The 18,944-nt window shown below is 70.2% G+C and carries 16 protein-coding genes and 1 riboswitch; of the genes, 10 read left to right on the forward strand and 6 right to left on the reverse strand.

The genetic code is table 11. The features are described 5' to 3' along the window. Positions 1-162: 162 nt before the first annotated feature. From ACFWBW_RS35300 to gcvT, 6 genes are all read right to left on the reverse strand, one after another. Positions 163-477 (reverse strand): hypothetical protein, encoded by a 315-nt coding sequence (locus tag ACFWBW_RS35300; RefSeq protein WP_385381723.1) that lies wholly within the window; start codon positions 475-477, stop codon positions 163-165. 320 nt (positions 478-797) lie between these two features. After that, positions 798-2,180 carry an L-serine ammonia-lyase gene (locus tag ACFWBW_RS35305; RefSeq protein ID WP_385381726.1) on the reverse strand — a complete coding sequence of 461 codons (1,383 nt, stop codon included), beginning with the start codon at positions 2,178-2,180 and terminating at the stop codon, positions 798-800. Positions 2,181-2,343: 163 nt separating this feature from the next. Further along, on the reverse strand, positions 2,344-3,987 hold the full coding sequence (locus ACFWBW_RS35310; protein ID WP_385381730.1) for an APC family permease: 1,644 nt from the start codon (positions 3,985-3,987) through the stop codon (positions 2,344-2,346). 171 nt (positions 3,988-4,158) lie between these two features. Then, entirely contained in the window at positions 4,159-5,415 is a 1,257-nt protein-coding gene (glyA, locus tag ACFWBW_RS35315; protein WP_250746311.1) for a serine hydroxymethyltransferase, read from the reverse strand. Between the two features lie 14 nt (positions 5,416-5,429). Then, positions 5,430-5,810 carry a glycine cleavage system protein GcvH gene (gene gcvH / locus ACFWBW_RS35320; protein WP_385381733.1) on the reverse strand — a complete coding sequence of 127 codons (381 nt, stop codon included), beginning with the start codon at positions 5,808-5,810 and terminating at the stop codon, positions 5,430-5,432. Between the two features lie 103 nt (positions 5,811-5,913). Beyond that, positions 5,914-7,029: a glycine cleavage system aminomethyltransferase GcvT gene (gene gcvT / locus ACFWBW_RS35325; protein ID WP_328300920.1), complete on the reverse strand. Its 1,116-nt coding sequence runs from the start codon at positions 7,027-7,029 to the stop codon at positions 5,914-5,916. A 184-nt stretch (positions 7,030-7,213) separates the two neighbouring features. Continuing rightward, positions 7,214-7,317: riboswitch (glycine riboswitch) on the reverse strand. Positions 7,318-7,519: 202 nt separating this feature from the next. Between gcvT and ACFWBW_RS35330 the strand changes: the two genes are divergently transcribed. The 10 genes from ACFWBW_RS35330 to ACFWBW_RS35375 all read left to right on the forward strand — a co-directional run bounded on the left by ACFWBW_RS35330 (position 7,520) and on the right by ACFWBW_RS35375 (position 18,478). Continuing rightward, positions 7,520-8,206, forward strand: a complete 687-nt coding sequence (locus ACFWBW_RS35330) for an AAA family ATPase (protein ID WP_385381736.1) — start codon at positions 7,520-7,522, stop codon at positions 8,204-8,206. Between the two features lie 109 nt (positions 8,207-8,315). Next, a complete protein-coding gene (locus ACFWBW_RS35335; protein ID WP_385381739.1) occupies positions 8,316-9,026 on the forward strand; it encodes an enhanced serine sensitivity protein SseB in 711 nt (236 codons plus the stop codon). 67 nt (positions 9,027-9,093) lie between these two features. Further along, positions 9,094-9,834, forward strand: a complete 741-nt coding sequence (locus tag ACFWBW_RS35340) for an enhanced serine sensitivity protein SseB C-terminal domain-containing protein (protein ID WP_385381741.1) — start codon at positions 9,094-9,096, stop codon at positions 9,832-9,834. 450 nt (positions 9,835-10,284) lie between these two features. Continuing rightward, the gene (locus ACFWBW_RS35345) at positions 10,285-11,280 is read left to right on the forward strand and encodes an ABC transporter permease (RefSeq protein WP_385381744.1); all 996 of its coding nucleotides are present in this window, start codon (positions 10,285-10,287) and stop codon (positions 11,278-11,280) included. Between the two features lie 103 nt (positions 11,281-11,383). Next, on the forward strand, positions 11,384-13,162 hold the full coding sequence (locus ACFWBW_RS35350; RefSeq protein ID WP_385381747.1) for an ABC transporter substrate-binding protein: 1,779 nt from the start codon (positions 11,384-11,386) through the stop codon (positions 13,160-13,162). Positions 13,163-13,288: 126 nt separating this feature from the next. Beyond that, on the forward strand, positions 13,289-14,287 hold the full coding sequence (locus tag ACFWBW_RS35355; RefSeq protein WP_385381750.1) for an ABC transporter permease: 999 nt from the start codon (positions 13,289-13,291) through the stop codon (positions 14,285-14,287). Continuing rightward, on the forward strand, positions 14,284-15,405 hold the full coding sequence (locus ACFWBW_RS35360) for an ABC transporter ATP-binding protein (protein ID WP_385381753.1): 1,122 nt from the start codon (positions 14,284-14,286) through the stop codon (positions 15,403-15,405). Before ACFWBW_RS35355 ends, ACFWBW_RS35360 begins: the two co-directional genes overlap by 4 nt. Before the next feature lie 5 nt (positions 15,406-15,410). After that, entirely contained in the window at positions 15,411-16,505 is a 1,095-nt protein-coding gene (locus tag ACFWBW_RS35365; RefSeq protein ID WP_385381756.1) for an ABC transporter ATP-binding protein, read from the forward strand. Positions 16,506-16,924: 419 nt separating this feature from the next. Continuing rightward, positions 16,925-17,533 (forward strand): trimeric intracellular cation channel family protein, encoded by a 609-nt coding sequence (locus ACFWBW_RS35370; RefSeq protein ID WP_385381795.1) that lies wholly within the window; start codon positions 16,925-16,927, stop codon positions 17,531-17,533. 84 nt (positions 17,534-17,617) lie between these two features. Next, positions 17,618-18,478 carry a thioesterase family protein gene (locus ACFWBW_RS35375; RefSeq protein WP_385381759.1) on the forward strand — a complete coding sequence of 287 codons (861 nt, stop codon included), beginning with the start codon at positions 17,618-17,620 and terminating at the stop codon, positions 18,476-18,478. The last annotated feature ends 466 nt before the right edge of the window (positions 18,479-18,944 follow it).

Genomic DNA, 18,944 nt, shown 5'->3' on the forward strand with positions numbered 1-18,944 from the left:
CACTTGGAAAATCCAGACCACCCCAAGGCCGGCCCTCCGCGGCCAAGAGTCCACTCCGCCCGTCTCCTCCTGCCCTACCCCTCCCGACGCACCAAGCCCCCCCCTCCGGGGGAGGGCGGGGCTCGGCGACGTGCGTGACCGGGGCGGGGGCCCCGGCCGGGACTACGGGAGCGGGTTGAAGATGAAGGACTCGTGCGCGTTGGACTGGCCGATCGCGGTGAAGCCGGATCCGTTGGACTGGGCTCCGTTGTTCTGGTTCGAGGCGCCGAAGCCCGAGGCGACCTGCTGGGCGGTGGAGGAGTTCCCGAGGTTGCTGCCGCCGACCCCGCTGCCGAGGATGCCGGCGAGGGCCGCGTTCGACGCGGTCCCGGCCGCACCGGCCCCGTTGTCGGCCTGGGCGACTCCCGAGAAGAGCGCGAAGGCGAGGGGGAGCGATGCGGCGGCCGCCATCACGCGGATGCTGCGGGTGCTTGCCATGTTTCAAGTCCTCCAGTTAAGCAAAACGGCTGTGGTCCAAGACGGTTGGCCGACCGCCGGGGGTGTGGACGCGACGTCGTGCCCCCACCCTGGCGCAGGTGATCATCAAGAAACCAGCCCAGAGTGCCTTGTTCCCCCTCAAGCGTGATCAACTCCCCGCCAAACCTCACATCCCGCCCAATCTCGAACGAAGTTACTGGCGTAACCCACCTGCCTGATGCGGGAAGCGGCGGCACGGCAAACGACGAAGGCCCCGACGCCAAGCGTCGGGGCCCGAATCGGTCAGGCAATCGGTCAGGCAATCGGTCAGGCGGTACGGGTCAACACTCGATGACGTTGACCGCCAGGCCGCCGCGGGCCGTTTCCTTGTACTTGACCTTCATGTCGGCGCCCGTCTCCTTCATGGTCTTGATGACCTTGTCGAGGGAGACCTTGTGGGTGCCGTCGCCGCGCATCGCCATCTTGGCCGCGGTGACGGCCTTGACCGCCGCCATGCCGTTGCGCTCGATGCAGGGGATCTGGACGAGCCCGCCGACCGGGTCGCAGGTGAGGCCGAGGTTGTGCTCCATGCCGATCTCGGCCGCGTTCTCGACCTGCTCCGGGGTGCCGCCCAGGACCTCGGCCAGCGCACCGGCCGCCATCGAGCAGGCCGAGCCGACCTCGCCCTGGCAGCCGACCTCGGCGCCGGAGATCGAGGCGTTCTCCTTGAAGAGCATGCCGATCGCGCCCGCGGCGAGGAGGAAGCGGACCACGCCGTCCTCGTCGGCGCCCGGCACGAAGTTCATGTAGTAGTGCAGGACCGCCGGCAGGACGCCCGCCGCACCGTTCGTCGGAGCGGTGACGACGCGGCCGCCGGCCGCGTTCTCCTCGTTGACCGCCATCGCGTAGATGGTCGCCCACTCGCTGCGGTGCATCATCGGGTCGCCCTCGGTGCGCAGCTGGCGCGCCGTGGAGGCGGCCCGGCGCTTGACCCGCAGGCCGCCGGGGAGGATGCCCTCGCGGGACATGCCGCGCGAGACGCAGGCCTGCATGACGCGCCAGATCTCCAGCAGACCCTCGCGGATCTCTTCCTCGGTGCGCCAGGCCTTCTCGTTCTCCAGCATCATCGAGGAGATCGACAGGCCGGTCTCGTTCGCGAGGCGGAGCATCTCGTCGCCGCTGCGGAAGGGGTACTTCAGCGGGGTGTCGTCGAGCTTGATCCGGTCCTCGCCGACCGCGTCCTCGTCCACGACGAAGCCGCCGCCGACCGAGTAGTAGGTCTTCTCCAGCAGCGGGGTGCCCGCCTCGTCGTACGCGAAGAGCGTCATGCCGTTCGCGTGGTACGGGAGCGAGCGCCGGCGGTGCAGGATCAGCTGGTTCGGCTCGTCGAAGTCGATCTCGTGCCCGTCACCTATTTCGGTGCCCAGCAGGCGCAGGCGGCCGCTCTGGCGGATGCGCTCGACCTCGGCGTCGGCGGTCTCCACGTTCACGGTGCGGGGGGAGTGGCCCTCCAGGCCCAGCAGGACCGCCTTGGGGGTGCCGTGGCCGTGCCCGGTGGCACCGAGCGAGCCGAAGAGCTCGGCGCGGACCGAGGCGGTCTGGGCGAGGACGCCGTCCTTCTTGAGCCGGGTCACGAACATGCGCGCGGCGCGCATCGGTCCGACGGTGTGGGAGGAAGAGGGACCGATGCCGATCGAGAAGAGATCGAAGACGGAGATGGCCACGGTTGCGGACTCCTATGTCTGCTCGTGGGTGGGAAGCGTGGGCAGGAGGGGCGGATCTTGTTGACCGGGTTGATCGGTGGTGATCTGCGGATTTTGTCCGGCAGCCGAGCTTAACGCGGTGAGGTGAACAGCTCGGCCGCCGGACGGGTCGGGACGGGGGCGCTCAGGCGTGGGTCAGTTCGCGCTCCGGTGCGTCGGCCGCCTCGGACTCCCCGGCGGGGGCGCCCAGGACCGGGTCCGGGCCCGGCAGGCCCGCGTAGTGGGCCTTGACCCCGGACCGTACGGCCCAGAAGTAGAAGCCCAGGGCCGAGAGGCCCACGAGGGCGATGTCCACGCCGCCGGGGATGAACCCGTAGCCGCCGAACTCGGTGCTGCCGAGCGCGGACAGGGTGCCCAGCCACAGCAGGAAGGCGATCATCCACCAGGCCGGGGCGAACTGCTTGGCCAGGTTCTTCTCACCCTTGCGTTTGAGTACGACGGCCGCGATCGGGGCGGCGACCAGGGTGAGCAGCACCACCTTGCCGGTGTCCGGCCACTTGGACCAGTACAGGGCACAGGCGGCGAAGGCGAAGGTGATCGGGCACAGGATCCTGGCCGCCGGCAGGCGGAAGGGGCGCGGCAGCTCGGGCTTGGTCTTGCGGAAGACACCGACCGCGATCGGGCCGATGAGGTACGAGACCACCATCGCGGCGGAGACCACGCTGGCCAGGGCCTCCCAGCTGTGGCCGACGGTGACCAGCAGCAGGATCGAGAAGCCGAGGTTCAGCCACATCGCGGGACGCGCGGTCCCGTACTTCGGGTGGACCTCGCGGATCTTCTTCGGGAAGAAGCCGGTGTCCGCGAGGTTCTGCGCCATGTACGAGGCCGAGGCGACGTTGCCGATGTTGGCACCGGACGGGGAGATGAAGGCGCCGAACTGGAGCATCGTGACGACCCAGTGCAGCATCAGCATCTTGGCGAGGTCGGCGAACGGCGAGGAGAAGTTGATGCCGCTCCAGCCGCCGGCCTCGGCCAGCCTCGTAGGCGGGACGCCGCCGATGAAGGCGATCTGCAGGGCCAGGTAGATGACCAGGCCGAGGGAGAGCGCGCCGACCAGGGCCAGCGGAATGGCGCGGCCGGGGTTCTTGGCGGCGCCGCCGAGGTTGACGACGGCCTGGAAGCCGTTGAAGGCGAAGACGACGCCGGAGGTGGTGACGGCGGTCATGACCGCGGACCAGCCGTTGGGCGCGAAGCCGCCGTGGTCGGTGAAGTTGCCCGTGTGGAAGCCCGAGGCGATCAGGGCGATCACGGCGAGCACCGGGATGGCGAACTTGACCAGGGTGAGGAGGTTGTTCGCCTTGGCGAGCAGTGCGACCGACCAGTAGCAGGCCAGCCACAGCGCCACCGTCAGGAACAGTGCCATCGCCATGCCGGAGGTGGTCAGGCCGCCGTTCTCGACCAGGCCCTTGGCCCAGCCGAAGTTCCAGGAGGACATGTACTGCGTACCCGCGATGGACTCGATCGGGATCAGCGCGGCGATGGCGATCCAGACCGCCCAGCCGGTGATGAAGCCCAGGACCGGCCCGTGCGAGATGGTGCCGAAGCGGGCCATCGAGCCGGGCAGCGGGTAGGCCGCGCCCACTTCCGCGTAGGACATGGCGATCATGCCGATGAAGACGGCACCGATGACCCAGGCGATGATCGCCGCGGGTCCCGCGACCGCGGCCGCCTGGCCCGCCCCGAAGAGCCACCCCGATCCGAAGATCGAGCCGAGCCCGATCATGATCAGGGCGAAGAGACTGAGTCCCTTCTTGTTCGCTGCGCTCATGTCCATGGGGTGTGCTGTCCGTCCTGCCAGGGGTGCGGTCGTTCCTTATTCGGAGCCTATTTGCCATTTATTGGAAGAATCAGCGGCAATAGGTCGCATCCGCCTGGGGCTTTGGTCATGAAAGGGGCCCGGCCCTGTGCACAACAAGGCCGGGCCCTCTCAACCCGGTGCCTAGAGCGTCGGGTACAGCGGGAACTTCGCGGCGAGCGCCGAGACGCGCGCCTTCAGGTCCTCCGCGTCGTAGGCGGGCTTCAGCGCCTGCGCGATGATCTCGGCGACCTCGGTGAAGGCCTCGGCGTCGAAACCGCGGGTGGCCAGCGCCGGCGTACCGATCCGCAGACCCGAGGTGACCATCGGCGGCCGCGGGTCGTTCGGGATGGCGTTGCGGTTGACCGTGATGCCGACCTCGTGGAGGCGGTCCTCGGCCTGCTGGCCGTCCAGCTCGGAGTTGCGCAGGTCGACCAGGACCAGGTGCACGTCGGTGCCGCCGGTGAGGACGTCCACGCCCACGGCCTTGACGTCGTCCTGGACCAGGCGCGCGGCGAGGATCTTCGCACCCTCGAGGGTGCGCTCCTGGCGCTCCTTGAACTCGGGCGAGGCCGCGACCAGGAAGGAGACGGCCTTGGCTGCGATCACGTGCTCCAGCGGGCCGCCCTGCTGACCCGGGAAGACCGCGGAGTTGATCTTCTTGGCCAGCTCCTGCGTCGACAGGATGACACCGCCGCGCGGACCGCCGAGGGTCTTGTGCGTGGTGGTGGTCACGACGTGGGCGTGCGGCACCGGGTTCGGGTGCAGACCCGCGGCGACCAGGCCGGCGAAGTGCGCCATGTCGACCATCAGGTACGCGCCGACCTCGTCCGCGATGCGGCGGAAGGCGGCGAAGTCGAGCTGGCGCGGGTAGGCGGACCAGCCCGCGACGATCAGCTGCGGCTTGGACTCCTTGGCGAGGCGCTCGACCTCGGCCATGTCGACCTCGCCGGTCTCGTCGACGTGGTACGGGACCACGTTGTAGAGCTTGCCGGAAAAGTTGATCTTCATGCCGTGGGTCAGGTGACCGCCGTGGGCCAGGTTCAGGCCCATGATCGTGTCGCCCGGCTTGATCAGCGCGAACATCGCGGCCGCGTTGGCCTGGGCGCCCGAGTGGGGCTGCACGTTCGCGGCCTCGGCGCCGAAGAGCGCCTTGATCCGGTCGATCGCGATCTGCTCGACCACGTCGACGTGCTCACAGCCGCCGTAGTAGCGGCGGCCGGGGTAGCCCTCGGCGTACTTGTTGGTCAGGACCGAGCCCTGGGCCTCCATGACGGCGACCGGAGCGAAGTTCTCCGACGCGATCATTTCCAGGGTGGACTGCTGGCGCACGAGTTCGGCGTCGACGGCGGCGGCGACGTCCGGGTCGAGCTCGTGGAGGGGAGTGTTCAGTACAGACATCAGGGTTCCCTGGGTCAGTTGCCGGAGGTGAGCTTGGCGTACTCGTCGACGGAGAGCAGGTCGGCCGGCTCCTCCGTGACGCGCACCTTGAAGAGCCAGCCACCCTCGAACGGGGCCGAGTTCACCAGGGCCGGGTCGTCGACGACGTCCTGGTTGAACTCGACGATCTCGCCGGTGACGGGGGAGTACAGGTCGCTGACCGACTTGGTCGACTCCAGCTCGCCGCAGGTCTCGCCCGCGGTCACGGTGTCGCCGACGGCGGGAAGCTGGGCGTAGACGACATCACCGAGCGCGTTGGCCGCGAACTCCGTGATGCCGACCGTCGAGACGCCGTCCTCGGCGACCGACAGCCACTCGTGCTCCTTGCTGTAACGCAGCTGCTGGGGGTTGCTCATGACCTGATTCTCCTGGATGCGGGGGAGTGGATACGAACGGTGGTCCTGCGGACCGGCGCGAGGGGCCGGTCCGCCGTGAGGCGCGGTGCGGTGCGGTACGGGGTTACTTCTGCCGCTTGTAGAACGGCAGGGCCACGACCTCGTACGCCTCATGCGTACCGCGAATGTCCACGCCGACGCCGGAGGTGCCGGGCGCGGCGTGCGCCGCGTCGACATAGGCCATCGCGATCGGCTTGCCCAGCGTCGGGGACGGGGCGCCCGAGGTGACCTCGCCGACGACCTGGCCGTCGAAGGTCACGGAGAAGCCGGCGCGCGGAACGCGGCGGCCCTCGGCGATCAGGCCGACCAGCTTGCGCGGCGGGTTGGTCGCCGCGCGCTCGGCGGCGGCCTCCAGAGCGGCGCGGCCGACGAAGTCGCCCTCCTTCTCGAACTTCACGACCCGGCCCAGCCCCGCGTCGAACGGGGTGAGGGAGGTGGTCAGCTCGTGCCCGTACAGCGGCATGCCCGCTTCCAGGCGCAGGGTGTCGCGGCAGGACAGGCCGGCCGGGACCAGGCCGACGCCCTCGCCCGCCTTGGTCAGCGCCTGCCACAGCTCCACGGCGTGCTCGGGGGCGACGAACAGCTCGAAGCCGTCCTCGCCGGTGTAGCCGGTACGCGCGATCAGCGCGGGCACCCCGGCGACCGTGCCGGGCAGGCCGGCGTAGTACTTCAGCCCGTCCAGGTCGGCGTCGGTGAGCGAGGCGAGGATGCCGGGGGACTCCGGACCCTGCACCGCGAGCAGCGCGTACGCGTCGCGGTCGTCGCGGACCTCGGCGTCGAAGCCGGCGGCGCGCTCGGTGATCGCGTCCAGGACGACCTGGGCGTTGGAGGCGTTGGCGACGACCATGTACTCGGTCTCGCCCAGGCGGTAGACGATCAGGTCGTCGAGGATGCCGCCGTCTTCCTGGCAGATGTGCGTGTAGCGGGCACGGCCGACGCCGACGGTGGAGATGTTGCCGACCAGCGCGTAGTCCAGGACCTTGACGGCCTCCGGGCCGGTCAGGGTGATCTCGCCCATGTGGGAGAGGTCGAAGAGGCCGGCCTTGGTGCGGACGGCGTTGTGCTCGTCGCGCTCGCTCGCGTACCGCAGGGGCATGTCCCAGCCCGCGAAATCGGTCATGGTCGCACCGAGGGAACGGTGCAGCGCATCGAGGGCGGTCAGGCGGGGGGCAGTGCTCATGGGTGTGGCTCCCGGGTCCCAGGGCATGACATGACGAGGAGGAGTTCCTCCCCATCTGTCATCGGAACCTGAGAGGTTCGCCGAGAGTTCCCCGCTTCCAGGGGAAGGCCATCGACTTGCACCTTGGGTGGAACCGTCGCCGGGGCCCTGACGGGCGGTGGCGCGGCTCGCTTTTCAGATCTGCCTCATCCACGCGGTACGGGGCCTGAGAGATTCAAGGGAGGTACTTGCTCCTTCGGCGCCCGGGCACCGCCTTGCGGCGTGCCGGGACTCTCCCGCGCGGATTCAAGCGGCCGGTATGCAGTTAGGTGTCCAGATGGCGCACATCATTGCACGGCGTGCGGCTGAATGGGGGAGGGGGTCCACAAGCCGAGAGGCCCCGGAGCGGACCGGGAGCAGAACCGGAGCGGAACCGGAGTCACCGGATTACCGTCTCTTTACACTCAGGGGGACCGGGTCCAGGCGACCCGTCGCGGGGGAGGCGAGCACTGTGCGGAGATTCGGAGTACTGGCGGCGACGAGCACCGGCACCGTCGAGGGACCGGTGGCCGGGGTGCCGTCGCAGCGCGGTCTCGTACGGGATCCCGCGGCCGGCGGGACGGCGGGCGAGCCCGGAGCGGTACGGGACCTGCGCGGCGCCGAGGGCCCGCGGCGGCTCCGCTTCGCCGAGGGGGACGTCGTGGTGGTCTCCGGACTGCCCGGCGGCGGCAAGACCACGCTGATCAAGCGGGCCGCGGAGGGCGGCGGCATCGACTCCCAGGACGCCCGCGAGCGCTGGGAGCGCCGGATGCCGGCCGCCCTGCCCTACGCGGTGTACCGGCCGGCGGTCCGGATCGCGCACTACTGGGGCCTGTGGCAGGTGCTCCGCTCCGGGGCCCCGGCCGTCGTCCACGACTGCGGTACGCAGAGCTGGGTACGGGCGCTGCTGGCCTCCGCGGCCCGGCGGCGCGGCCGCGCGCTGCACATGGTGCTGCTGGACACCACCCCGGAGGAGGCCCGGGCCGGGCAGGCGGCGCGGGGCCGGGGCGTGTCGGCGTACGCCTTCGCCCGGCACCGGGGCGCGGTGGCCCGGCTGCTGCGCGAGGCCGAGGCGGGCCACCCGCCGGCCGGCTGCGCGTCGGTGACCCTGCTGGACCGCCCGGCGGCGTCCCGGCTGACGTCGATCGGCTTCCACTAGCGGAGGCCTCTGGCGGGGGCGGCCTCCGGCACGGGCGGCCCCCCGTCGGGGTGTCGCAGGCGCCCGTTAATCTCTGGGCGAGACCAAGGGCAAGCGAGCGGAGACGTACATGTGGCCGGGTAACGAGCTGGAGCAGGTGCTCGGGGCGGCGCTCGGACAGGAGAACGCCGGGGGGCGGATCCTCGAGGTCCTCGGGCGGAGCCACCTGTGGATCCCGCTGCCCGGCGGGGTGAACAGTCTGAGCCTGCCCACCATGGAGATCGACGGCGCCGCGTACGTGCCCGTCTACAGCTCCGAGGAGCAGTTCCGCGCCTGCGCCGGACCCGCCATGGACTTCGCCGTCGCCCCCGCCGTGGACTTCGCCCGCGGCCTGCCCCCGCAGCTCGGCCTCGCGGTGAACCCCGAGGGCTCCGTCGGCGTGCCCCTGCCCCCGCCTGCCGTCGCGGAGCTCTGCCGCACCGGCCACGGCCCGCTCGACGGCCCCGCCACCGGCGGCCGGGTCCGGCTCTTCGAGCCCGACTGGCAGGAGGATCCGGTCGAGTTCCTGACCGCCGCCGCGGAGGAGTTCCGGGCCACCGGAGTCGTCGCCTCCGCGCACCGCTGCCTCGCCAGCGTGGAGGGCGACTCTCCGGAGCTCTACATCGGAGTCCATCTGGTGGGATGGGAGCCCGGCATGCGAAACGCCCCGATGGAGGCGCTGGGCCGCGCCCTGACCCGCGTACCACCGCCCTGGCCGGTGCAGTTGATCCTGCTCGACGCCGCGGAAGACCCGGTCGTCGACTTCATCACCACGCGCGTACGCCCCTTCTACCTGCCGTAGTGACGCTTAAGCTGGTGGCCGACACGCGTGGACGACGGGCGGACGAACAGACGAAGAGGGGTACCGGGTGAGTGCGTCAGGCACGGCCGCGGTCGGGCAGGTCGAGCACATGCTGCGCCAGGTGACTCCCGGGCGCTACGAGAGCTACGAGTCCCTCCTGCACGCCCTGGCCGAGGGACGGCTGTGGATGCTCCTCTGGCAGGGGCAACCCGGCTCCCCCGAGGCCCAGTACGGCGGCATGGAGGTCGAGGGCCTCGGGTACGCGCCCTGCGTGACCTCCCCGCAGGAGCTGGCCGCCAGCGGCTGGAACCGCGGGTACGAGGTGGTCACCGGCCGGGACATCGCCCGAGCCCTCTACCCCGACCGCTGGGGGCTGTGGCTCAATCCGCACGCCCAGGGCGGCGGCGTCGGCATTCCCTGGGCCGACCTGCGCCGGATCGCCACCGGGCTGGACCGGATGCCCGCCGGCCCGCTGCGGCTGTCCGAGCCCGCCATCGAGCTGCCGCAGTTCTACGGGCTGCTCACGCAGCACGCGCACCGCACGCCCGCCGTCCGCTCGCTGCGCCGCGCCTGGGTGCAGCCCGCGCTGGGCTCCCCGTACCTCGCCGTCGGGCTCGACCTGTACGACGCCTCCGCGCACGCGCTGGAGTCGGTGCGGGAGATGATGCGCCAGTCGGTCGGAGCGGTCCCCGAGGGGGTGCCCGTCTGCACGGTCGCACTGGCGGACGAACACGATCCGGTGGCGATGTGGCTGCGCGCGAGGACCCGTCCCTTCTACGACCGCGAGGGACAGGCGCCCGCCTACTGAGACGTCCCGCCGGGACGTCCCGCTCGTTGAGACATAGGGGCCAAGACGCCCGAGGCCGCACGGAACACTCGTTCCGTGCGGCCTTTGCGTTGTCCTGATTTCGACGTTGATGTACGCCCAATAGGCATGCTCGTAGGCCGAGTTGGGTGCCATGTCCGATTTCCTGCCGAACGGCACGTCTTGCTCCGCTGAGACGACAGTGAAGTCCGGATAACGGGAACTCGACCCTCAGATCACGGTTGCGCATCCATTCACCTGCGGGTCTGGCGGGTGATCGAGCGCCCGATGAAGACTCCCCACCCAAGAGCGGGTCAGTCCTCCAAGGACTGTCCCGCCGCAGGAAATTCGCGCACCAGCTACCTCGCACTCCGAGCGCCACTCCGCACCAACGCCGCCACAGCGGCGGGCATGGGCCGGCCCACCCGTCGGCCGAGAGGGGTCCCCACCACGATGACGGCACCACTGCACGACATGAGCGCGGAGACACCCGCACCCGTGTCCGTAGCCGACGTCCCCGCCAAGGCCATCGAAGGCCGTTCTCCCGGCCGCATCGCCTGGATGCGGCTCAAGCGCGACAAGGTCGCGCTGACCGGCGGTTTCGTCGTGCTCCTGCTGATCCTCGTCGCACTCTTCGCGCCGCTGATCGTCAGCGCGTTCGGCCACCCCCCGGAGGAACTGCACGAAGACCTGCTGGACCCGCTGCTGGGCCTGCCGGCAGGCGACTACGGCGGCATCAGCAGCGACTTCCTGCTGGGCGTCGAGCCGGTCAACGGCCGCGACGTGTTCAGCCGCATCGTCTACGGCGCCCGCATCTCGCTGCTGGTCGCCTTCCTGTCCGCCTTCGTGGCGGTCTCGCTGGGCACCTTCTTCGGCATCGTCGCCGGCTACTTCGGCGGCTGGGTCGACGCGGCCATCAGCCGGGTCATGGACCTGCTGCTCGCCTTCCCGCAGCTGCTCTTCATCATCGCGCTGGTCTCGGTCATCCCGGCCAAGCTCTGGGGCTTCGAGGGATCGGGCCTGCGGATCGCCGTACTGGTCCTGGTGATCGGCTTCTTCGGCTGGCCCTACATCGGCCGCATCGTCCGCGGACAGACCCTGTCGCTGCGCGAGCGGGAGTACGTCGAAGCGGCGCGGAGCCTGGGCGCGGGACGGCTGTACATCCTCTTCCGCGAGCTGCTCCCGAACCTGGTCGCGCCGATCACCGTCTACGCGACGCTGATGATCCCCACCAACGTGCTGACCGAGGCCGCGCTCAGCTTCCTGGGCGTCGGCGTCAAGCCGCCCACGCCGTCCTGGGGCGAGACCCTTTCGACGGCCGTGCGGACCTATGAGGACGACCCGCTCTTCATGATCTTCCCCGGCATGGCGATCTTCATCACCGTGCTGGCCTTCAACCTCTTCGGCGACGGCGTCCGCGACGCACTCGACCCGAAGGGCTCCCGCTAGCCGTCCCCGCAGGTCATCCCGCAGGGCACCCCGTAGGTCAGAACCGCAGGGCACACCGGAACCCGGCTTCGTACCGGAATCACAACGGAGGGTTGCGAGCATCGTGACTACCCATCGCATGTCCAAGCGCAGGCTCGTCGCCGGCACGGCCGTCGTGCTCGCGACGATGCTGTCCGCGACCGCCTGTGGCGGCGACGACGGCAAGACCAAGGACGAGAAGCCGGCAGCGGCGGGCGGCTTCAACGCCGCCATCGGCAAGGTCGCCAACGCTTCCACCAAGCCGGGCGGCGAGCTGAAGTTCGTTGGCACGCAGGAAGCCGACTCGTGGGACCCGCAGCGCGGCTACTACGGCTTCATGTGGGACTTCTCCCGCTACTACACCCGCCAGCTCGTCAGCTTCAAGGCGGAGCCGGGCTCCAAGAGCACCGAGCTCGTCCCCGACCTGGCCACCGCGAACGCGGAGATCGGCGACGGCGGCAAGACCTACAAGTACACCCTCAAGGACAACGTGACCTGGGAGGACGGCACCCCCGTCACCGCCCAGGACATCAAGTACGGCATCGAGCGCACCTGGGCCCAGGACGTCATCTCCGGCGGCCCGGTCTACCTGCAGCAGGTCCTCGACCCGAAGCTCGAGTACAAGGGCCCCTACAAGGACACCGCCCCGGACAAGCTCGGCCTCAAGGCGATCGAGACCCCGGACGCGAAGACCATCATCTTCAAGCTGCCGCAGCCCAACGGTGACTTCGAGCAGATGCTGGCCATGCCGGCCGCCAGCCCGGTCAAGCAGGACAAGGACACCGCGGCCAAGTACGGCCTCAAGCCCTTCTCCAACGGCCCGTACAAGATCGACTCGTACGAGCCCAACAAGAGCATGAAGCTCTCGCGCAACACCAACTGGAAGCCCGAGTCGGACACCATCCGCAAGGCGCTCCCGGACTCCATCTCGGTCACGTTCATGGCGAACGCGGACGACATGGACAAGCGCCTGATGAACGGCGAGTTCGACCTGGACATCAACGCGACCGGCATCGGCCAGGCGGCCCGCGCCACCGCGCTGAAGGACCACAAGGACAACCTGGACAACGGCCAGACCGGCTTCATCCGGTACGCCGTGATGCCGCAGACCGTCGCGCCGTTCGACAACATCGAGTGCCGCAAGGCCGTCATCTACGCGGCCGACAAGAAGTCCCTGCAGACCGCCCGCGGCGGCCCGCAGGCCGGTGGCGACATCGCCCCCAACATGCTTCCGCTGGGCATCAAGGGCGCCGACGGCAAGTACGACCCGTACGAGGTCCTGAAGAACGACGGCAAGCCGAACGTCGACAAGGCCAAGGCCGCCCTCAAGGCCTGTGGCAAGGAGACCGGCTTCAAGACCACCATCGCGGTCCGCAACAACAAGCCGGTCGAGGTCGCCACGGCCGTCTCCCTGCAGAACGCCCTGAAGCAGGTCGGCATCGAGGCCGACATCGACCAGTTCGACGGCGCCCAGACCTCCGGCATCATCGGTTCGCCGAAGGTCGTCAAGGAGAAGGGCTACGGCATCATCATCATGGGCTGGGGCGCCGACTTCCCGACCGGTCAGGGCTTCTCCCAGCCGCTGGTCGACGGCCGCTTCATCCTGCAGAGCGGTAACAACAACTTCTCCGAGCTGAACGACCCGGCCATCAACGGCCTGTTCGACCAGGCCATCGCGGAGACCGACCCGGTCAAGGCCGGCGACATCTACAAGCAGATGAACCAGAAGGTCTCCGAGGCCGCGGTCTACCTGCCCTTCGTCTACGACAAGACGATCTCTTGGCGCAGCAGCCGTCTGAAGAACGTCTACACCTCCGACGCGTACAACGGCCGGTACGACTACGCCTCGCTCGGCGTCCAGTAAACAAACCGTCCGATTCAGTTCCAGTGCCACACCCGCTAGGCACGAAGGGCAGGTGATGGCCGCGGTGGCGGCTTGGGGGCGCTCTCCAGAAGAGGGCGCCCCCGGGCCGCAGCCAGGCCGAGCGCAGTGCTTGCATATCTCATCCGGCGGATCTTCGCCGTCATCGTCATGCTGTTGGTCATCTCGCTGGTGACCTTCGGAATCTTCTTCCTCTTCCCGAAGCTGGTCGGGACGGACCCTGCCCTGTACTTCGTGGGCAAGCAGTCCGACCCCGCCGCCATCGAGGGCATCCGGCAGAAGATGGGTCTCGACGACCCGATCCTCGTCCAGTTCGGCAAGTTCGTCGTCGGGCTGGTGGCGGGTCGTACGTATGCCAACGGCAACGACGTCACGCACTGCGCCGCGCCCTGCTTCGGCTACTCCTTCAAGAGCGAGCAGGAGGTGTGGCCGCTGCTGACCGACTGGCTGCCCGTCACCCTCTCGCTCGCCGCCGGCGCCGTCGTGCTCTGGGTGATCGGCGGTGTCGCCGCAGGCGTCATCTCCGCCCTCAAGCGCGGTACGGTGCTGGACCGTTCGGCGATGGGCCTCGCCCTCGCCGGCGTCTCCCTCCCGATCTACTTCACCGGCATGCTCGCCATCGCCTTCTTCTCCGACCAGCTCGGCTGGTTCGGACGGCCGGAGAAGACCTTCGCCGAGGACCCGGGCACCTGGTTCAACGGCATGGTCCTGCCGTGGATCTCGCTCGCCTTCCTCTACGCGGCGATGTACGCGCGGCTCACCCGCGCGACCATGCTCGAAGTGCTCAACGAGGACTACATCCGCACCGCGCGCGCCAAGGGGCTGACGGAACCCGTCGTCATCGGCAAGCACGCGATGCGCTCGACCATGACGCCGATCCTGACCGTCCTGGGTCTCGACCTGGGCGCACTGATGGGCGGCGCGGTCCTCACCGAGTACACCTTCTCGCTGCACGGCCTCGGCTACAGCGCCGTCCGCGCCATCAGCGAGCACGACCTGCCGGTCATTCTCGGCATCACCCTGATCTCCGCCTTCTTCGTCGTCGCGGCCAACCTCGTCGTCGACCTCTTGTACGCGGTGATCGACCCCCGAGTGAGGCTGTCATGACCGATTCGACGACGCCCGCCGTGACGGGCGCACTGAACGAGCCCGTCGCTTCCGGCGCGCCCGGTACCGCGTTCCTCGACGTACGCGACCTCAAGGTGCACTTCCCCACGGAAGACGGCCTGGTCAAGTCCGTGGACGGACTCTCCTTCACGCTGGAGAAGGGCAAGACCCTCGGCATCGTCGGCGAGTCCGGCTCCGGCAAGTCGGTGACCTCGCTGGGCATCATGGGCCTGCACCGGGTCGGGCAGTACGGCCGCCAGCGGGCCCGGATCTCCGGCGAGATCTGGCTCGACGGCAAGGAACTGCTGTCCAGCCCCGAGGACGAGGTCCGCAAGCTGCGCGGCCGGGAGATCGCGATGATCTTCCAGGACCCGCTGTCGGCGATGCACCCCTACTTCACCGTGGGCAAGCAGATCGCCGAGGCCTACCGGGTCCACAACAAGGCCGACAAGAAGGCCGCCCGCAAGCGGGCCGTCGACCTGCTGGACCGCGTGGGCATCCCCGAGCCGCACAAGCGGGTCGACAGCTACCCGCACGAGTTCTCCGGCGGCATGCGCCAGCGCGCGATGATCGCGATGGCGCTGGTCAACAACCCCGAACTGCTCATCGCGGACGAGCCCACCACCGCCCTCGACGTCACCGTCCAGGCGCAGATCCTCGACCTGATCCGGGACCTGCAGAAGGAGTTCGGCTCCGCGGTCATCATGATCACGCACGACCTCGGCGTGGTCGCCGAGATGGCCGACGACCTCCTCGTGATGTACGGCGGCCGGTGCGTGGAGCGGGGCAGCGCGGAGAAGGTGTTCTACGAACCCCGGCACCCGTACACCTGGGGCCTGCTCGGATCGATGCCGCGCATCGACCGGGAGCAGACCGAGCGCCTCATCCCGGTCAAGGGCTCGCCGCCCAGCCTGATCAACATCCCGAGCGGCTGCGCCTTCAACCCCCGGTGCCCGTACGCCGACCTGCCCAAGGACGACGTCACGCGGACCGTACGGCCCGAGCTGGCCCTGGTCGACCGCTCCGCCGAGGGCGCCGGCCGGCACTGGGCCGCCTGTCACCTCTCCCCGGAGCAGCGGGACCGGATCTGGACCGAAGAGATTGCGCCGAAGCTGTGACCGACATGAGCAAGAGTGAGACGGCCGTCGTCCCGGCCCAGGCGGTGGCCTCCCCGGAGCCGCTGCTCAGGGTGAGCGGACTGGTCAAGCACTTCCCCATCTCCAAGGGGCTGCTGCGCCGCCAGGTCGGGGCCGTGAAGGCCGTCGACGGCATCGACTTCGAGGTCTACCCCGGTGAGACCCTCGGCATCGTCGGCGAGTCCGGCTGCGGCAAGTCGACCATGGGCCGGCTGATCACCCGGCTGCTCGAACCGACCGGCGGAAAGATCGAGTTCGAGGGCAAGGACATCACGCACCTGAGCGTGTCCGGCATGCGCCCGATGCGCCGCGACGTGCAGATGATCTTCCAGGACCCCTACGGCTCGCTGAACCCGCGCCACACGGTGGGCACCATCGTCAGCGCCCCGTTCAAGCTCCAGGGCGTCGAGCCGGAGGGCGGCCTCAAGGCGGAGGTGCAGCGCCTCCTCTCCCTGGTGGGCCTCAACCCGGAGCACTACAACCGCTACCCGCACGAGTTCTCCGGCGGCCAGCGCCAGCGCATCGGCATCGCGCGCGCACTGGCCCTGAAGCCGAAGCTGGTCGTGGCCGACGAGCCGGTCTCCGCCCTGGACGTCTCCATCCAGGCCCAGGTGGTCAACCTTCTGGACGACCTCCAGGAGGAGCTCGGCCTCACGTACGTGATCATCGCGCACGACCTGTCGGTCATCCGGCACGTCTCGGACCGGATCGCGGTCATGTACCTCGGCAAGATCGTCGAGCTCGCGGACAACAAGTCCCTGTACACGGCGCCCATGCACCCGTACACCACGGCTCTGATGTCGGCCGTCCCGGTGCCGGACCCGCGCCGGCGCGGAGTCAAGAGCGGCCGCATCCTGCTCAAGGGGGACGTGCCCTCGCCGATCTCGCCGCCGAGCGGCTGCCGCTTCCACACCCGGTGCTGGAAGGCGACCCAGATCTGCGCCACGCAGGAGCCCCCGCTCATCGCGCTGAAGACCGGCCACCAGGTGGCCTGCCACCACCCGGAGAACGCCCCCGACCAGGCCCCGGGCGACCCGGCCCTGCCGGGCGCGGCGGACGCCGTGACCGGTCCGACGGTCTGACGGTCTGACGGACGACCCGGCGGAGCCGCGAACGGCTCCGCCGGGCAAAGCCGGCTCCGCCGGTGCCCGCCCACGGCGTCCTGGCACACATGCGGCCCGTGCCGGCCGACTGTTCGCGGCGCCGCCGGGCAAAATCAGCCCCGCCGGCGTGTGAGGCGCGGGGGTTCGGGGGGCGGAGCCCCTGACGGCGGCGCCGCACCCGGCCACGGTCCGCAGCACCACGGGTGCGGTCCCGACCTGGCAGGGCCTGCCGCCAGGTCCGCAGCACCACGGGTGCAGTCCCGACCTGGCAGGGCCTGCCGCCCCCCTCGGAGCCGGGGCCGCGCCCCACCCGTTCCGGCCCGCCGCCGGGCGACCGGCAGAATGAAGCCGTGATCCACGATCTCTTCCCGCCCGGAGTCCAGCACACCCTGGACCTCATGGGCATCTTCGTCTTCGCCACGGCCGGCGCCCTGCTCGCCGTACGCAAGAACTTCGACGTCTTCGGCATCGTCGTCCTCGCGCTCGTCACCGCCCTCGGCGGCGGCCTGTTCCGCGACATCGTCATCGGCGCCACCCCCGCCGCGGCCTTCAGCGACCTCGGATTCTTCGTCACGCCGCTGGTCGCCGCCGCGCTCGTCTTCTTCCTGCACCCCGAGGTCCAGCGCATCAACCGCGCCATCAACGTCTTCGACGCGGCCGGCCTCGGGCTGTTCTGCGTGACGGGCACGACCAAGGCGTACGAGTACGGCCTGGGCCTCACCGCGTCCGCCGCGCTGGGCCTCGCGACCGCCGTCGGCGGGGGCGTGCTGCGCGACGTCCTCGTCAACGAGGTGCCCTCGCTGCTGCGCGACCGCGAGATGTACGCCGTGCCGGCCGTCATCGGCGCCTCGATGGTGGCGCTCTTCATCAGCTTCGACCACCTGAACGCCATCACGACGGGCCTGGCGATCGTCACCACCTTCGTGCTGCGGCTGCTGGCCATCCGCTACCACTGGCGGGCGCCCCTCGCGTGGAACCGCCGCTCCTCGGTGGCGGAGGAGCCGTAGCCGCGCCGAGCCGCGCAGCCGTCGTAGCGGGCGCCACACCCAGCAAAGCTACCGCTTAGTAGGGGTCGGGTGTACGGTCGTTCCATGTCACACGCAGCTGCCAAGGCGTCCATCGGAGACAGCGAGTTCGACCGCGACACCACCGTCACCGCCCGCGCGGGCGAGCCCGGGGTGTACGACGCGAACCTCTCCGCCGGGTGGACGATCATCACCGCCGTCAACGGCGGCTACCTCCTGGCCCTCGTCGGCCGCGCCCTGTCGTCGGCCCTGCCGCACACGGACCCCCTCACGGTCTCCGCGCACTACCTGACCGCTTCGGTTCCCGGCCCCGCCGTGATCCGCACCGAGGTCGTACGGGTCGGCCGCACGCTCTCCACCGGACAGGCCTCCCTGTTCCAGTTCGACGAGAGCGGCGCCGAGATCGAGCGGATCCGCGTCCTGGCCTCCTACGGGGACCTCGCGGCGCTCCCGGACTCCGTCCACACCACGGCCCTCCCGCCCGTCATCCCCGCCTACGGGGACTGCCTCGGCCCCGAGGCCGGCCCGGCCCCGATCCCCGGCAGCTCGGCGATCGTGGACCGGCTCCGGCTGCGCCTGGACCCGGCGACCGCCGGCTGGGCCGTCGGACAGCCCTCGGGCAAGGGCGAGATGCGCGCCTGGTTCGAGCTCGCGGACGGCCGCGACGCGGACCCCTTCTCCCTGCTCCTCGCGGTGGACGCGCTCCCGCCGACCTCCTTCGACCTCGGCCTGCTCGGCTGGACCCCCACGGTGGAACTCACCACCCACGTCCGCCACCGTCCTGCGCCCGGTCCGCTCCGGGTGTCGATCACCACGCGGAACCTGGCGGGCGGCTTCCTGGAGGAGGACGCCGAGGTCTGGGACTCGGCGGACCGCCTCGTGGCCCAGTCCCGCCAACTGGCACGGGCTCCGCGCGTCTCCTCTTGACGCGCCGCTCGCCCGGCTCGGCCCTGGCGGGCCACTCCTTCTTGACGCGCCGCTCGCGCGGCTCGGCCCTGGCGGGCCTCCCCGGCTTCGCGCCGCTGCGCCGGACTCCGTCCGGCGGTGGCGGGTCGGTGCTGCGACCACTGCCGTCCCGGCGGGGGCCGGTGGGCGGGTGCGGGTGGTCCGGCCCTGCGGGGCGAGGTCCCCTACCCGCCCTTCGCCCGTTCCCCGGGCTCTGCCCGGACCCGGTCTGCTGCGGCACATCCAGCCTCGCCGGCGGTTCGGGCGCGGGGTCCGCCGGAGCCCCAGGGCCTCCGGCGCAGTCCGGGGCCCGACGGGTCAGGGCGGAACCCTGGGAACGGTGGAAGGGCGGGTGGGGACTCAGCCCGCGAAGTGGGACACCGGCGGGCCGGGCCCCGCGCACGCTGCCCCGGCACGGGCTGGGCCCGGTCCGAAGGGTGGATCGGCG

Origin of the sequence: Streptomyces sp. NPDC059957 (assembly GCF_042730015.1) — a bacterium.
GTDB lineage: Bacteria > Actinomycetota > Actinomycetes > Streptomycetales > Streptomycetaceae > Streptomyces.

Excerpts from the sequence above, each read along its gene's own strand:
- ACFWBW_RS35300 (WP_385381723.1), bottom strand. The coding sequence starts at position 477 with ATGGCAAGCACCCGCAGCATCCGCGTGATGGCGGCCGCCGCATCGCTC.
- ACFWBW_RS35310 (WP_385381730.1), bottom strand. The coding sequence starts at position 3,987 with ATGAGCGCAGCGAACAAGAAGGGACTCAGTCTCTTCGCCCTGATCATG.
- glyA (WP_250746311.1), bottom strand. The coding sequence starts at position 5,415 with ATGTCTGTACTGAACACTCCCCTCCACGAGCTCGACCCGGACGTCGCC.
- gcvH (WP_385381733.1), bottom strand. The coding sequence starts at position 5,810 with ATGAGCAACCCCCAGCAGCTGCGTTACAGCAAGGAGCACGAGTGGCTG.
- gcvT (WP_328300920.1), bottom strand. The coding sequence starts at position 7,029 with ATGAGCACTGCCCCCCGCCTGACCGCCCTCGATGCGCTGCACCGTTCC.
- ACFWBW_RS35335 (WP_385381739.1), top strand. The coding sequence starts at position 8,316 with ATGTGGCCGGGTAACGAGCTGGAGCAGGTGCTCGGGGCGGCGCTCGGA.
- ACFWBW_RS35345 (WP_385381744.1), top strand. The coding sequence starts at position 10,285 with ATGACGGCACCACTGCACGACATGAGCGCGGAGACACCCGCACCCGTG.
- ACFWBW_RS35360 (WP_385381753.1), top strand. The coding sequence starts at position 14,284 with ATGACCGATTCGACGACGCCCGCCGTGACGGGCGCACTGAACGAGCCC.
- ACFWBW_RS35365 (WP_385381756.1), top strand. The coding sequence starts at position 15,411 with ATGAGCAAGAGTGAGACGGCCGTCGTCCCGGCCCAGGCGGTGGCCTCC.
- ACFWBW_RS35370 (WP_385381795.1), top strand. The coding sequence starts at position 16,925 with ATGGGCATCTTCGTCTTCGCCACGGCCGGCGCCCTGCTCGCCGTACGC.
- ACFWBW_RS35375 (WP_385381759.1), top strand. The coding sequence starts at position 17,618 with ATGTCACACGCAGCTGCCAAGGCGTCCATCGGAGACAGCGAGTTCGAC.